13 protein-coding genes and 1 tRNA gene are annotated in these 15,153 nt (G+C 65.6%); 6 read left to right on the top strand and 8 right to left on the bottom strand.

The features are described 5' to 3' along the window. The first annotated feature begins 47 nt into the window (after window positions 1–47). The 4 genes from RTI28_RS26605 to RTI28_RS26590 are packed head-to-tail and all read left to right on the top strand — an operon-like array spanning window position 48 to window position 6,011. Entirely contained in the window at window positions 48–1,850 is a 1,803-nt protein-coding gene (locus tag RTI28_RS26605; RefSeq protein ID WP_316923264.1) for an acyl-CoA dehydrogenase, read from the top strand. 27 nt (window positions 1,851–1,877) lie between these two features. Further along, window positions 1,878–3,989 carry a 3-hydroxyacyl-CoA dehydrogenase NAD-binding domain-containing protein gene (locus RTI28_RS26600; protein WP_316923263.1) on the top strand — a complete coding sequence of 704 codons (2,112 nt, stop codon included), beginning with the start codon at window positions 1,878–1,880 and terminating at the stop codon, window positions 3,987–3,989. Window positions 3,990–4,044: 55 nt separating this feature from the next. Then, the gene (locus RTI28_RS26595; protein WP_316923262.1) at window positions 4,045–5,229 is read left to right on the top strand and encodes an acetyl-CoA C-acyltransferase; all 1,185 of its coding nucleotides are present in this window, start codon (window positions 4,045–4,047) and stop codon (window positions 5,227–5,229) included. After that, entirely contained in the window at window positions 5,229–6,011 is a 783-nt protein-coding gene (locus tag RTI28_RS26590) for an SDR family NAD(P)-dependent oxidoreductase (protein ID WP_316923261.1), read from the top strand. Before RTI28_RS26595 ends, RTI28_RS26590 begins: the two co-directional genes overlap by 1 nt. A 166-nt stretch (window positions 6,012–6,177) precedes the next feature. On the opposite strand, the gene RTI28_RS26585 is transcribed toward RTI28_RS26590, so the two are convergent. The 7 genes from RTI28_RS26585 to RTI28_RS26555 form a co-directional block, all read right to left on the bottom strand. Next, window positions 6,178–6,253: transfer RNA gene (locus RTI28_RS26585), tRNA-Gly, on the bottom strand. Between the two features lie 66 nt (window positions 6,254–6,319). Next, window positions 6,320–6,880 (bottom strand): CDP-diacylglycerol--glycerol-3-phosphate 3-phosphatidyltransferase, encoded by a 561-nt coding sequence (gene pgsA, locus RTI28_RS26580; RefSeq protein ID WP_316923260.1) that lies wholly within the window; start codon window positions 6,878–6,880, stop codon window positions 6,320–6,322. A 33-nt stretch (window positions 6,881–6,913) separates the two neighbouring features. After that, window positions 6,914–8,737, bottom strand: coding sequence for an excinuclease ABC subunit UvrC (gene uvrC / locus RTI28_RS26575; RefSeq protein WP_316923259.1), 1,824 nt, complete (start codon window positions 8,735–8,737; stop codon window positions 6,914–6,916). 2 nt (window positions 8,738–8,739) lie between these two features. Then, window positions 8,740–9,381 carry a UvrY/SirA/GacA family response regulator transcription factor gene (gene uvrY / locus RTI28_RS26570; protein ID WP_042125913.1) on the bottom strand — a complete coding sequence of 214 codons (642 nt, stop codon included), beginning with the start codon at window positions 9,379–9,381 and terminating at the stop codon, window positions 8,740–8,742. 134 nt (window positions 9,382–9,515) lie between these two features. Continuing rightward, window positions 9,516–9,869: a helix-turn-helix domain-containing protein gene (locus RTI28_RS26565; RefSeq protein WP_316923258.1), complete on the bottom strand. Its 354-nt coding sequence runs from the start codon at window positions 9,867–9,869 to the stop codon at window positions 9,516–9,518. A 135-nt stretch (window positions 9,870–10,004) separates the two neighbouring features. Beyond that, a complete protein-coding gene (locus tag RTI28_RS26560) occupies window positions 10,005–10,436 on the bottom strand; it encodes a GNAT family N-acetyltransferase (protein WP_316923257.1) in 432 nt (143 codons plus the stop codon). Next, complete coding sequence (locus tag RTI28_RS26555) at window positions 10,433–10,834, bottom strand: DUF488 domain-containing protein (protein WP_316923256.1); 402 nt, start codon at window positions 10,832–10,834, stop codon at window positions 10,433–10,435. The genes RTI28_RS26560 and RTI28_RS26555 overlap by 4 nt, the downstream gene beginning before the upstream one ends. A 135-nt stretch (window positions 10,835–10,969) precedes the next feature. Here RTI28_RS26555 and RTI28_RS26550 point away from each other — a divergent pair, with 135 nt between their 5' ends. Then, complete coding sequence (locus RTI28_RS26550) at window positions 10,970–12,583, top strand: inorganic phosphate transporter (protein ID WP_316923255.1); 1,614 nt, start codon at window positions 10,970–10,972, stop codon at window positions 12,581–12,583. On the opposite strand, the gene RTI28_RS26545 is transcribed toward RTI28_RS26550, so the two are convergent. Continuing rightward, window positions 12,580–13,650 (bottom strand): sigma-54 dependent transcriptional regulator, encoded by a 1,071-nt coding sequence (locus RTI28_RS26545; protein WP_316923254.1) that lies wholly within the window; start codon window positions 13,648–13,650, stop codon window positions 12,580–12,582. The genes RTI28_RS26550 and RTI28_RS26545 overlap by 4 nt on opposite strands. Before the next feature lie 277 nt (window positions 13,651–13,927). Between RTI28_RS26545 and RTI28_RS26540 the strand changes: the two genes are divergently transcribed. Beyond that, window positions 13,928–15,151: a lipase family protein gene (locus RTI28_RS26540; protein ID WP_316923253.1), complete on the top strand. Its 1,224-nt coding sequence runs from the start codon at window positions 13,928–13,930 to the stop codon at window positions 15,149–15,151. Window positions 15,152–15,153: the final 2 nt, after the last annotated feature.

Below are 15,153 nucleotides of genomic sequence, written 5' to 3'. Positions count from 1 at the left end.
TTTCACCGCGGCCTTTTTTCTTCAATGCCGACCCAGCGAGAGGCACCATGACCAACCTGTTGCTCAGCGAACGCGAGTTGCGCTTTCAGCTCTATGAAGTCCTCGACAGCGAAGCGTTGCTGCAGCGCCCGCGGTATGCCGAGCATGACCGCGAGGTGTTCGACGCTACCTTGAACACCGCCCGGGAAATCGCCGCGCAGTACTTCGCCCCACACAACCAGAAAGGCGATGCCAACGAGCCGACCTTCGACGGCCAGCGGGTCACCCTCATCCCGGAGACCCAGGTCGCCTGGAACGCCTTTGCCGAGGCGGGCTTCCTCGCCGCCCATCATGATTTCAGCGACGGCGGCCTGCAGTTGCCGGAAGTGCTGCTGCGCGCCTGCATGGCCTATTTCAATGCGGCCAATATCGCGACCACCGCCTACCCCTTCCTGAGCATTGGGGCCGCCAACCTGATCAAGAGCTTCGCCGCTGCCGAACTGCGCGCGCGTTTCCTGCCACCGATGCTGGCCGGCCGCTTCAGCGGCACCATGGCCCTCACCGAACCGGGCCAGGGTTCGGCCCTGGGTGACCTGCGGACCCTGGCGCGACCCGCCGCCGACGGCAGCTACCGCCTGTTCGGACAGAAGATGTTCATCTCCGGCGGCGACCATGCGCTGACCGAGAACATCGTGCACATGGTGCTGGCCCGCATCGAAGGCGCGCCGGCCGGCGCCAGGGGCATCTCGCTGTTTCTGGTGCCCAAGGTCCTGCTGGACGAAAACGGCCAGCCCGGCGCGCGCAACGACGTGGTCCTGGCCGGCCTGCTGCACAAGCTGGGCTATCGCAACACCACCTCCACCGTGCTCGCTTTCGGCGAGCGCGAGGGCGCGGTCGGCTATCTGGTCGGCGAGGCCAACCAAGGCCTGGCCTACATGTTCCAGATGATGAACGAGGCGCGTATCGGCGTCGGCCTGGGCGCGGCGTGCCTGGCCTACCAGAGTTATATCCACGCCCTCGCCTATGCCCGCGAACGGCCACAGGGACGCCTGGCCTCCTGCAAGGACCCGCAGACACCGCAGGTACGCATCGTCGAGCATGCCGATGTGCGCCGCATGCTGCTGATGCAGAAGGTCTACGCCGAGGGCAGCCTGGCCCTGTGCCTGTATGCCAGCAGCCTGGTGGAAGACAGCCACAGCGCGCCCGAGCCCGGGCAACGCCAGCGGGCCGCCGAGTTGCTCGACCTGATCACCCCGATGGTCAAGAGCTGGCCGTCGCGCTACGGGGTGATTGCCTCGGACCTGGCCATCCAGGTGCTCGGCGGCGCCGGTTATACCCGCGAATACCCGCTGGAGCAGTACTACCGCGACAACCGCCTGAACCCCATCCACGAAGGTACCGAAGGCATTCATGGCCTCGACCTGCTGGCCCGCAAGCTGGGCCCGCGCGGTGGCGAAGGGTTCACCCTGTTCGTCGCCGACGTGGAACGCAGCCTGGCCAGCGCCCGTGGTCTGGCCAACTGCGCCGCCCAGGCTGCGGCCCTGGGTGACGCCCTCGGCATCCTGCGCCAGGTGACCCTCGAACTGCAGGCCCAGGTAGCCGCCGACCCTGACCCGGGCCTGGCCAACGCCACCGTCTATCTGGACCTGTTCGGCCGTGTGCTGGTCGGCTGGATCTGGCTGCGCCAGGCGCTGGTGGCCAGCCAGGCCCTGGCAGCCGGTGCCGACGGCAGCGAGCGTGATTTCTACCACGGCAAGCTGCAGGCCTCGCGCTATTGCATGGAGTGGGAACTGGCTCCGCTGCAAGCCCAGGCGCGCCTGCTCGGCGCCGCCAACCGCACCTGTTTCGACATGCAAGACGCCTGGTTCTGACCCACCATCGACTATGAGGTCCCCTGGATGTACAGCCTGATCCACTACAGCCGCGACAACGAACTGGCCCTGATCGGTCTCCATCAAGCACCGGTCAACGCTCTTGGCCATGCCCTGCGCCGGGAACTGGCCGAGGCCTGCCGCCAGGCCGCCGCCGATCCCGCGGTCAAGGCACTGGTGCTGCATGGCCAGGATCTGCCCTTCAGCGCCGGAGCTGATATCGGCGAGTTCGGCAGCGACTTCACCTGGGCCGAACCCTCCCTGCCCGCCTTGCTCGAACAACTGGAGAGCCTCGACAAACCGGTAGTCGCCGCCATCGCAGGCGTAGCGCTGGGGGGTGGCCTGGAACTGGCCATGGCCTGCGGTTACCGCGTGGCCGAGGCGAGCGCCCAGCTGGGGCTGCCGGAGATCCTTCTCGGCCTGATTCCCGGCGCCGGCGGTACCCAGCGGCTGCCGCGCCTGGTCGGCGCCGAGCAGGCCTTGCAGCTGATCCTCTCCGGACAGCGGCTGGGTGCCGGCAAAGCCCACGAGCTGGGGCTGGTCGACCGTCTGGCCGACAACCGGGACGACCTGCTCGAGCGCGCCTGCGCCTTTGCCCGCGAGCTGCTCGCCGACGCTGCGCCGGCCCGGCCGGCCTGGCCACACGCCGAACCGGCGGCAGGCCTCGACGACCACTACTTTGACGCCTATGCCGCCCGGCAGGTCAGCCGCTGGCACGGTCAGGTGGCCCCGCAACTGGCCCTGGCCGCGGTGCAGAGTGCCGGCCAGCTGCCTCTGGCCGCGGGCCTGGCGCTTGAGCAGGAGCTGTTCCAGCAAGCCCTGGCCTCTGCGCAATCGGCGGCCCTGCGCCACCTGTTCTTCGCCGAGCGCGAGGCGCTGAAGATTCCCGGCGTGACCCGTGACACAGCCCTGCGCCCCATTGGCAAGGTCGCGGTGATCGGTGCCGGGACCATGGGCGGCGGGATCGCCATGAACTTCGTCAACGCCGGCATCCCGGTGGTGCTCCTGGAACTCAAGCGCGAGGCGCTGGACCGCGGCCTGGCGCAGATCCGCAAGAACTACGAGATCAGTGTCCAGCGCGGCAAGCTCGACGAGGTGCAACTGCAGCAGCGCATGGCGCTGTTCTGCACCACCCTGGACTATGCCGACCTGGCCGACGCCGACCTGGTGATCGAAGCGGTGTTCGAGAACCTGGAGATCAAGCAGCAGGTGTTCCGCACCCTGGACGAGGTCTGCAAGCCCGGCGCCATCCTGGCCAGCAACACCTCGACGCTGGATGTCGACAGGATCGCCGCGGTGACCCGCCGTCCACAGGACGTCATCGGCCTGCACTTCTTCAGCCCGGCCAACGTCATGCGCTTGCTGGAAATCGTGCGGGGCGCGGCGACCGCGCCGGACGCGCTGGCCACCACCCTCCAGCTGGCCCGGAAGATCGGCAAGATCCCGGTGGTTTCCGGGGTGTGCTTCGGCTTCATCGGCAACCGCATGCTCGAACCCTATGCCCGCGAGGCCCACCGCCTGGTGCTGGAGGGTGCCAGCCCGGCGCAGGTCGATCGGGTCCTGACCAACCTTGGCCTGGCCATGGGGGTATTCGCCATGTACGACCTGGCCGGTATCGACGTCGGTTACCTGGTTCGCGAGTCGCGGCGCGCGGCCATCGCCCATGACCCAAGCTACTGCAAGCTGGCCGACGCGCTGTACGAGCGCGGCCGCTACGGGCAGAAGAGCGGCAGCGGCTTCTACCGCTACGCAGGCCGCGAGCGCCTGGAAGATGGCGAGGTGATCGCGCTGGCCGAACAGCTTGCCGGCACCCTGGGGATTCAGCGGCGTGTCATCAGCGACCAGGAAATCCACGACCGCTGCCTGTTCATGCTGATCAACGAAGGCATCCAGTTGCTCGATGAAGGCATTGCCCTGCGCAGCGCCGATATCGACCTGGTCTGGGTCAACGGCTACGGCTTCCCGGCGTGGCGCGGCGGCCCGCTCTACTATGCCGAGCAACTCGGTCTGCAACGGGTGCTTTCCGGCATCCGCAACTACCGCGAGACGCTTGGCGTCTACGGCGAGACCTGGCTGCGACCGGCGCCGCTGCTGGAACGCCTGGTCGCCGCCGGCCATCAACGCATCGAACGCTGCTGATCGACCCTGGGCGACCACGTCGACCGCCTGATCACCTCCCCCTACAGGAGTCACCATGAAAGAAGCCGTCATTCTCTCCACCGCCCGAACGCCGATCGCCAAGGCGTTCCGCGGTGCCTTCAACCTGCTCAAGTCACCCAGCATGGCCAGCTTCGCCATCAATGCCGCCATCGAGCGCGCCGGCATCGAGCGCGCTGAAATCGAAGACCTGGTGATGGGCACATCGATGCCCGGCGGAACCGCGGGCTGGAATCTGGGGCGCATGGCCGCGCTGGCTTCGGGCCTGCCACTGTCCGTCAGCGGGCAGACCCTCGATCGTCAATGTGCGTCTGGCTTGATGGCCATCGCCACGGCCGCCAAGCAGATCATGGTGGACGGCATGCACATCACCCTCGGCGCCGGGCAGGAACAGATCAGCCTGGTGCAGGACACCCATATGCAGTGGTCGCTCGCCGAACGCGATGAGCAGGTAGTACGCCATGCCAGGCATGCCTATATGCCAATGCTGCACACCGCTGAACTCGTGGCCCAGCGCTATGCCATCAGTCGTGAAGCGCAGGATCTCTATTCATTGCAGTCGCAGCAGCGGACCGCCGCCGCGCAGCGCGCTGGATTGTTCGAGGGCGAGATCGTTCCCGTCACCACGATCAAGCAGGTGACCGACAAAGCCACTGGAGCGCTGCGCCTGGAAGAAGTCACCTTGCGTTGCGACGAAGGCAATCGCCCGCAGACCTCGCTGGAGGACCTGGCAAGCCTGCGACCGGTGGTTGAAGGTGGCTGCGTCACCGCCGGCAATGCCAGCCAGCTTTCCGATGGTGCCAGCGCCTGCGTGCTGATGGACGGGCGCCTGGCCGAGCAGCGCAACCTGACGCCACTGGGCGCTTACCGCGGCATCGCGGTCGTCGGCCTGGCCCCGGAAGAGATGGGTATCGGCCCGGTACTGGCTGTGCCGAAACTGCTCAAGCGCCACGGCCTGAAGGTCGACGACATCGGCCTCTGGGAACTCAATGAGGCCTTCGCCTGCCAGGCACTCTATTGTCGCGACACACTGGGCATCGACAATGAGCGCTACAACGTCAATGGCGGCGCCATCGCCATCGGACATCCATACGGCATGAGCGGAGCGCGCATGGTCGGCCACGCCCTGCTCGAAGGCAAACGTCGTGGCGTCAGGTACGTAGTGGTCACCATGTGCGTAGGCGGCGGCATGGGCGCCGCCGGCCTGTTCGAGGTGTTCTGATGAGTACTGAAATCGCCGAACAGTTTTCCCTGGCGGGCCGGACCGTGCTGGTCACCGGCGCGTCGAGCGGCATTGGTGCGCATCTGGCGCGTGTCGCCGGTCGCGCCGGCGCCCGCGTGATACTGGCCGCGCGCCGTGTGGAACGATTGCAGCAGGTCGCCGAGGATATCGAGTGGGAAGGCGGCAAGGCGCTTGGCGTGAGCCTCGACGTCACCGACCGGGCGAGCGTGGAAGCCGCTTTCGATAGCGCTGAAGCGGCCTTTGGCGTGGTTGACGTCGTGCTCAACAATGCCGGCATCGGCAATGGCCTGCGCCCACTGGAGATTACCGAGGAAGAGTGGCGAGCCATGCTGGCGACCAACCTCGATGGCGTGTGGCGGGTCGCGCAGTGCGCCGCCCAGCGCCTGGTCAAGGCCGAACGCCCCGGAAGCATCGTCAACATCGCGTCCATGCTCGGACTGCGGGTTGGCAATGGCTATAGCCATTACTGCACGGCCAAGGCCGGGGTAATACAGCTGACCAAATCGCTTGCCCTGGAACTCGCCCGCTATCGGATCCGCGTCAACGCCATCGCTCCCGGATACGTTGCGACTGAAATGACCGATGGCTACTTCGACAGCGAGAAGGGCCAAGCCTACCTGCGCAACGCCGTGCCCATGCGGCGCCTGGGTCGGCTGGAAGAGCTCGAAGGCCCCTTCCTGTTACTGGCCAGCGAAGCGGGATCCTACATGTCCGGTGCTGTGTTGGCGGTAGATGGAGGGCAGCTTGTAGGAAGCCTTTGAGTGCACCTGTCCGTGCACCAGCGTGGCAGGCAGACACTTCTGCCTGCCCCTGCCCAGTCTGAAACAAGCGGATACCCGCAGATTTCGGCGGAACGAAAAAAGGGCCCTGCTGAGGGCCCTTCTTTCTATCCCTTCAGACCTCGATGGAGATCTGAAGAGCCATATCTGGAGCGGGAAACGAGACTCGAACTCGCGACCCCGACCTTGGCAAGGTCGTGCTCTACCAACTGAGCTATTCCCGCGTCGTCTTGATGGTGGCCATTGTATAGAGTTGAAATAATTCGTCAACCCCTTGATTCAAAAAACTTTTATTTCTGCTCCGTGCCTTCGCGCAGGTGCGGCCAGGCGGCGCGCAGGTACTGCACCATGGACCACAGGGTCAGGCCCGCAGCGATCATCAGCAAGGCATAACCCAGTACCACCCAGGCGGTCAGGGTCGCCGGGTTGGCCAGCAGGATCACCAGCGCCAGCATCTGCGCCGCGGTCTTCCATTTGCCCAGGTTCGACACCGCCACATGCGCCCTCGCCCCCAGCTCGGCCATCCACTCGCGCAGTGCCGAAACCACGATCTCGCGACCGATGATCACCGCCGCCGGCAGGGTCAGCCAGAAGTTGGCGTGGACCTGCACCAGCAGGACCAGGGCCACCGCGACCATCAGCTTGTCCGCCACCGGATCGAGGAAGGCACCGAACGGCGTGCTCTGCTGCAGGCGACGCGCCAGGTAGCCGTCGAGCCAGTCGGTGGCGGCGGCGATGGCGAAGACGCTGCTGGCGGCCAGGTAACTCCAGTGATACGGCACGTAGAACAGCAGAATGAAGATCGGGATGAGCAGTACACGAAGAACGGTAAGAAGATTCGGGATATTCATCGGGACAACTGGCTGCGAGGTGAGCGGGGCATTCTACTCGCTATGCAGGCTGTCATAAATCGACTCGGCGAGCTTTTTGCTGATTCCAGGTGCTTTGGCGATTTCTTCCGCACTGGCGCGGGATAATTCCTGCAAGCCACCGAAATGTTTCAGCAGGTCGCGACGGCGTTTCGGTCCGACCCCGGCCACTTCCTCCAGGCTCGAGGTGCGCCGCGCCTTGCCGCGCCGCGCGCGGTGGCCGGTGATGGCGAAGCGGTGCGCCTCGTCGCGGATCTGCTGGATCAGGTGCAGCGCCGGGGAGTCGCCCTTGAGGGTGAACTCGTTGTGCACGTCGTTCAGGTACAGGGTTTCGAAGCCGGCCTTGCGGGTCACGCCCTTGGCCACGCCGAGCAGGGTCAGGTCCGGGACCTGCAAGGCCTGCATCACTTCCCGGGCCATGTTCAGCTGGCCCTTGCCGCCGTCCACCAGCAGCACGTCGGGCAGCTTGCCCTCGCCGTCCTTGATCCGCCCGTAGCGCCGGGTCAGGGCCTGTTGCATGGCGGCATAGTCGTCGCCGGCGGTGACACCTTCGATATTGAAGCGGCGATAGTCGGATTTCAGCGGGCCTTCCGGGCCGAACACCACGCAGGACGCCACGGTGGCCTCGCCACTGGAATGGCTGATGTCGTAGCACTCCAGGCGCTGCGGCACTTCCGGCAGGCCGAGCACTTCGGCCAGGGCCTCGAAGCGCTGGGCCATGTGCTGGCGGTTGGCGAGCCGGGCCATCAGCGCCTGCTCGGCGTTGGTCACCGCCAGTTGCTGCCAGCGCGCGCGGGTACCGCGCACCCGGTGACTGATGCTGAGCTCGCGACCGCGCAGGGTCTCCACCGCGTCACGCAGGGCGTCGAAGTCCTCGTGCACGACGTTGACGATCAGTTCCGCCGGCAGCTCGCGCTCGGCGTTGCCCAGGTAGTACTGGGCGAGGAAGGCCGACATGACCTCGGCCACCTCCTCCTCGATACCCACCTGGGGAAAGAAGTTCTTGCTGCCCAGCACCCGCCCGCCGCGCACGCTGATCAGGTGCACGCAGGCGCCGCCCGGGTTGACGAAAGCCGCGACGACATCGACGTCGCCGCTGCCGCCTTCCATGCTCTGCTGGTCCTGGACCCGGCGCAGCAGGGCGATCTGGTCGCGCAGCTCGGCGGCCTTCTCGAACTCCAGGGCCATGGCGGCCTTTTCCATGTCGGCATTCAGTTCGTTGGTCAGCTGATGGCTGCGGCCTTCGAGGAACATCACCGAGTGGCGCACGTCGTCGGCGTACTCGGCCGGCTCCACCAGGCCGACGCAGGGGCCCTTGCAGCGCTTGATCTGGTACTGCAGGCAGGGTCGCGTGCGGTTGGCGTAATAGCTGTCTTCGCACTGGCGGACATGAAAGGTCTTCTGCAGCAGGCTCAGGCTTTCGCGAATCGCCCCAGCGCTGGGGTACGGCCCGAAATACCTGCCCTTCTGTTTCTTGGCACCACGGTGGATGCCCAGCCGCGGGAATTCACCGTCGGACAGAAATACGTAGGGGTAGGACTTATCGTCACGCAGCAGGATGTTGTAGGGCGGCCGCCATTCCTTGATCAGCGTCTGCTCCAGCAGCAGCGCCTCGGTCTCGCTGGCGACGATGGTGGTCTCGACCTGGGCGATATGCCCGACCAGCGCGGCGGTCTTGGGCGCCAGACCGGTCTTGCGGAAGTAGCTGGCCAGGCGCTTCTTGAGGTTCTTGGCCTTGCCTACATAGAGCAGGCGACCGCCAGCGTCGAACATCCGGTAGACACCCGGACGGCCGCTGCAGGTCGCCAGAAAGGCACTTGAATCAAACGCGGGGGTCATGTTCAGAGGTTGGCGTCGACCATGCCATGGCGGACCGCCAGCAGGGTGAGTTCCACATCGCTGGTGACCGAGAGTTTTTCGAAGATGCGGTAACGGTACGTGTTAACGGTTTTCGGCGACAAGCACAGCTTGTCGGAAATGATCTGCACCTTCTGACAGCCGACGATCATCAGGGCAATCTGGATTTCCCGTTCCGACAGGCTGTCGAACGGCGAGGCGTTCTTCGGCTCGAAGGATTTCAGCGCCAGTTGCTGGGCAATCTGCGGGCTGATGTAGCGCTGGCCGGCGAAGACCAGACGAATGGCCTGGACCATCTCGTCGAGGCCCGCGCCCTTGGTCAGGTAGCCGGCGGCGCCAGCCTGCAGCAGGCGCGTGGGAAACGGATCTTCTTCGCAGACGGTGACCGCCACCACCTTGATGTCGGGGTGACTGCGCAACAGCTTGCGGGTGGCTTCCAGGCCGCCGATACCGGGCATTTTCACGTCCATCAGGACCACGTCGGGCTTGAGCTCGCGGGTCACCTTCAGCGCCGCCTCACCGGAGTCGGCCTCGCCCACCACCTGCAGACCGTCGATGTCGGCCAGCATGCGGGTTATACCGGTACGTACCAGATCGTGATCGTCGACCACCAGAACCCTGATCAAGCAGACACCTCGCCTTACGGTCTGAATTGGATCCGGCCACCTTATCAAAAAATTGCGTGGTGAACCTAGCAGAATGCGTCATCGATATGACGTCAGATTTCATTTTTTCGACAATTCTATTTCGCTATGTCGGATCAACCCGATGCCACTTTCCCTACAGGCCCTGCGGCAACACCCGCCAGACTCTCCAGGAGATGTCTTACAGCCTGCTGGTCGGCAGGCTGCAGCCGCCGGTAGCAGTCGAGCAAATGATTCTCGCCCGGGCGCAGGTCGTCGAGCATCGCCGGGGTCGGTACCCCGCTCAGCACATACAGGGCATCGACCCCACTGGCGGCGACCGCCGCGAGGTAGTCGGCCCGCGGTGTGCGCTCCCCGCTTTCGTACTTGCCCTGAGCGTTGGGCTCGACCCCGCCGATGTCGCCAAAGGCCCGCTGAGTCAGGCCAAGGCGTTCGCGTTCTTCCCTGAGACGTAGTCCGATACCCTTCATTTGAATACATATTCCTTTGCTAAATACCCACTAGGGGGTAGGAAAAACCGGCACATCCACTGCGCCGTCAACAACCCCGAACTATGCCTGCGATGCGAATTGCAGCACAAGACGCCCTACGCCTTTCGCAGGGTCTCAGGACACGGATCGCTGCATGCGGATGAAGCACTCCTCCTCGCCTTCTTCGTGGAATCCTTCACGTCGATAAAGCTGACGCGCCGGATTGCTTTTGAAAACCATCAGACGCAGCCATGACAAGCGTCGCTGCGCCGCCCAGGTGTTCATTTCACGCAACACCCAGGTGCCGATCCCCCGGCCGCGGGCATCCTCGGTTATATGCAGTTCGCGGATATACAACGCACGACTGTCCTGGCTCAGGCTGCAAAAACCCACGCAGCGCTCGTCGTCCAGCACCAGCCATTGCTCGCGCCAACCCCAGGCCTGGTCGAAGGCTTCATCCAGCCACAGCAGGTCGAACTGGCAGTAGTAGCGCAGCATGCCGCGGCGGGTCAGGTCGCGGGCGAAGGGCAGATCCCGCTCGCTGGCGGCGACCAGTCGCGGCGTCACGGCTTCACCTGATCGGCGTAGCACACCGGCGAGCTGCCCGGCCCCTGCCGCTCCAGTTCGTCCTCGAGCCACTCGGCCAGGACGGTGGCGTTGTTCTGCTCGGTGTTCTTGCCGGCGTACACCAGGGTCAGGTCGCCGCGGCGCGCCAGGTCCAGCAGCGGCCACCAATGCTCGGGATGGGCGGTCAGCTGTTGCCGGTAACGTTGGGCGAAGGCGGAAAAATCCACCTCGCCCGCGTGAAACGCCTTGCGCAGCTCGGTGGATGGCGCCACCTCGGGCAGCCATTGCAACAGCGCCAATTGCTCCTTGCGCCGGTTGCGTGGCCACAACCGATCGACCAGCACACGCTGGCCATCTTCCTTCGCCGGCGCCTCGTAGGCCCGCTTGCACCGAATCATTTCAGCCCCTCCCAACGCACGATGAATCGAGCTTACCACCCGGATTCATTGACTGGCGTCATGGTCGGGCCTGCCTACACTAGTACGCTGCCCTGGTACAGGCAGGAGCCTGAAATGTCACACCCGGACCCGTTCATGACTACCCAGACCAGCGCCCGTCCCCCCGCGGGCGCGCTTGCAACCCCCTCCTCCGGCCCGCGCGCGAGCCGGACTCCCGCCGTGCTGTTCTGTGCCCTGCTGATCGGTGCGCTGCTCTACACCGCCTGGAGCCTGATGCGCGACATCAATGCCAGCGGCACGCCGATCACCACCTGGACGCCCTTCCTGCTGCTCGGCCTGGCCCTGCTGATCGCCCTCGGCTTCGAGTTCGTCAACGGCTTCCACGACACCGCCAACGCCGTGGCCACGGTGATCTATACCCACTCGCTGCCGGCGCGTTTCGCGGTGGTCTGGTCGGGGCTGTGGAATTTTCTCGGCGTGCTGTTTTCCAGTGGCGCGGTGGCCTTCGGCATCATTGCCCTGCTGCCGGTGGAGCTGATCCTCCAGGTCGGTTCGTCCGCCGGTTTCGCCATGGTCTTCGCCCTGCTGCTGGCGGCCATCCTCTGGAACCTCGGCACCTGGTGGCTGGGCCTGCCGGCGTCGTCCTCGCATACCCTGATCGGCTCGATCATCGGCGTCGGCGTGGCCAATGCCCTGATGCACGGGCGCGACGGCACCTCCGGGGTGGACTGGGCCCAGGCCAGCAAGGTCGGCTATGCCCTGCTGTTCTCGCCGCTGCTCGGTTTCGCCTGCGCCGCGCTGCTGCTGCTCGGTTTGCGCAAGCTGGTGAAGAACCGCGCGCTGTACCAGGCACCGCAGGGCAACAGGCCGCCACCGCTGTGGATTCGCGGCCTGCTGATCGTCACCTGCACCGGGGTGTCGTTCGCCCACGGCTCCAACGACGGCCAGAAAGGCATGGGCCTGATCATGCTGATCCTGGTCGGCACCCTGCCCATGGCCTACGCACTCAACCGGACCATGCCGGCCGACCACACCCAGCAGTTCGCCGTGATTGCCGAGGACACCCGCGCGGCCCTGTCGGCCTACGCCACCCAGCCGCTATTGGGGGCCGAGCCGCGCGCGGTGCTGACCGACTTCATCCGCGCCCCCGAAGCCGATCCGCTGCTGCTCCCGGCGCTGACCGAACTGGTCGGCAACATCGGCCAGCAGGTGGGCAGCTACAGCTCGCTGGCGGCGATCCCCGCCGAAGCGGTGGGCAACGTGCGCAACGACATGTACCTGACCAGCGAGGCGATCCGCCTGCTGGACAAGCACCAGTTGCTCGCCGTCGATGCCGACACGCGGCAGACGCTGCAGTTGTTCAAACAGGAGATCGACAACGCCACGCGCTTCATTCCGGTCTGGGTCAAGGTCGCGGTGGCCCTGGCGCTGGGCCTGGGCACCATGGTCGGCTGGAAGCGCATCGTCGTCACCGTCGGCGAGAAGATCGGCAAGACCCACCTGACCTACGCCCAGGGCGCCTCCGCCGAGCTGGTGGCGATGTGCACCATCGGCGCGGCGGATCATTTCGGCCTGCCGGTATCCACCACCCACGTGCTGTCCTCGGGTGTGGCCGGGACCATGGTCGCCAACGGCTCCGGCCTGCAAGGCCGGACCATCTGCAACCTGGCGCTGGCCTGGGTGCTGACCCTGCCGATGTCGATCCTGCTGGCGGGCGGGCTCTACTGGTTCCTGACGCTGTTCATCTAGGCGCTGTTGCTGCTGCGCAGCTCGCCAATCTTCTCCAGCCGCGCACGCACGATGTTGCGGCTGATGTTCAGCAGGCGCCCGGTCTGCAGCTGGTTGCCGTGGCAGAAGCGATAGGCAGTGCGGAACACGGTTTCCTCGATGTGTTCGTAAAGGTCGGGAATGTTCTGTTCGAACAGCGCGGTCAGCGCCGCCTCCAGGTCCGGCGGCGCGGCCGGCAGGCGTTGCGGGGCGAAGACCGGCTCGTCCTGGCGCACGCCCATCGGGCGCATGTCCACCAGATGCAGGTCGCCGGGCTGCACCAACTGCTGGCGGCACACCAGCAGCGCGTGGTGGATGGCGTTTTCCAGTTCGCGGATGTTCCCCGGCCAGCTGTGCGCGAGCAGCTTGCGTTCGCTTTCCGGGCTGAGGCTGGCGCGGTTGTAACCGAGGCGCTGGCAGTGCTCTTCGAGGAAGAACTCGGCCAGCGGCAGGATATCCCCCGGCCGTTCGCGCAGCGGCGGCAGGCGGATGGTCGCCACATGCAGGCGATAGAACAGGTCCTCGCGGAAATTCCCGGCGACCACGGCGTCGGCCAGGTTGACGTTGGTTGCCGCCACCAGGCGCACGTTGATCGGGATCGGCGTGCGCGAACCGAGGCGCACCACCTCGCGCTCCTGCAGCACCCGCAGCAGCTTGACCTGCATGCTCAGCGGCAGGTCACCGATCTCGTCGAGGAACAGCGTGCCGCCGTTGGCCGCCTCGAACCAGCCGGCCTTGGCGTTGGTGGCGCCGGTGAAGGCGCCCTTCTCGTGACCGAACAGCTCGCTCTCCACCAGGGTCTCGGCGAAGGCGCCGCAGTTCACTGCGACGAACGGCTCGCGGCCACGCCGGCTGAGCTGATGGATATGCCGCGCCACCAGCTCCTTGCCGGTGCCGGTCTCGCCGATGATCAGCGTATTGGCTTCGCTGGGCGCCAGGCGCTCGATACGGCTGAGCAGTTCCTGGGACCGCGGGTCCTTGAACACCAGGACAGTGGCGCGAACCGATTTGGTCAATTCACGAGCATGGGGATGGGTAATCAGCGACATGAGGGCATTCCTGGCATTGGTGGCGCGCCTTCATAGTGCACGAAACAAATTAGAACAAATAATTATTAATTTGCATTTGTATATTCCAAAACGCTCACTGCTGCTCCAGCAGCAACCGGGCAACAACCGCTGCGCGAGCATCAGCACGCGCAATTCCTGCAGGAGATCACTGACTTTGCTGTAAGCCGCGCAATGAAAGGCCTGTAGCGCTTTTCCGTACAATTGGCATGGCTTTCGCTCAAGGGCTGCGGACTGTCGTTTCGTTCAAGGACCCTTCATGAAACTGCCTCGCTCCCTCGCCGTCGGCCTGAGCCTGCTGACCCTTTCCATCACGGCCCTGGCCGCGGAAACCTACGCACCGAAACCCCAGCCTCTGCAAGGCGACGGCCGGGTCTCGGCCTTCTACACCTGGGAAACAGCCATCCCTGCCACTCCGGGCAAGCTGTTGCGCAGCGAACCCCTGGAGCAGACCCTGAGCCTGCCCGGCGCCGCCTCGCAGGTGCGCATCCTCTACAGCTCCACCGACGGCATCGACGGCAAGACCCCGATCGCGGTGTCCGGTGCGCTGTTCATTCCCAAGGGCAAGGCGCCGGAAGGCGGCTGGCCGGTGGTCACCTGGGGCCATGGCACCGTCGGCGTGGCGGATGTCTGCGCGCCGTCCTGGGCCGGGCGCTCCTATCGCGACGTGCAGTACCTGGCGCGCTGGCTGAACGAGGGCTATGCCATCGTCGCCACCGACTACCAGGGCCTCGGCACCCCCGGTGGCCATCCGCTGCTGAACAACCGCATGGCCGCCTACGGCATCCTCGATGCCGCGCGCGCAGTGATCGGCGGCGTGCCGGGCCTGGCCAACAAGGTGCTGGTGCTCGGTCAGTCGCAAGGTGGTGCCGGCGCCTTCGCCTCGGCCGCCTACGCGCCGAGCTACGCCCCGGACCTGGGCCTCAAAGGTAGCGTCGGCACCGGGGTGATCTACACCGTGGGCAGCAAGAACGTCGGCGAACAGGACCCGAACAAAGTCGATGCGTCCCTCGCCTACGGCTTCTACACCCTGCTCGCCGCGCAGCAGTACAACCCGGCGATCGACCCGCGCGACTACTACACCGACAAGGCCCTGCCGCTGTTCGAGCAGGCCCGTACCAGTTGCCTGGCGGCGCTGACCGCCGACGTCATCGGCACCGGCCTGACCCCGGCCAACACCCGCAAGGCCAACGACGGCGAACAGCTGAAGGCCTGGCAGGCCCAGGTCAGCTACCCGACGCTGAAACTCGCGCAGCCGATCTTCATCGGCACCGGCGCGGAAGACAAAACCCCCGCCGCCGCGACCCAGGTGGCGCTGATGCAGGACGCCTGCAAGGCCGGCTCGGTAGTGGAAGGCCACCTGTACAAGGGCCTCGGCCACAGCGAGACGGTCAACGCCTCGCTCACGGACTCCCTGCCGTTCGCCCGCAAGGTCTTCGCCGGTCAGACCGTCGCGCCGATCTGCAACCCCACCGTGCAATAAGG

The sequence above is a fragment of the Pseudomonas sp. zfem002 genome (assembly GCF_032621685.1).
Classification (GTDB): domain Bacteria; phylum Pseudomonadota; class Gammaproteobacteria; order Pseudomonadales; family Pseudomonadaceae; genus Aquipseudomonas; species Aquipseudomonas japonica.
This window is presented reverse-complemented; position numbering and strand designations above follow the sequence as displayed.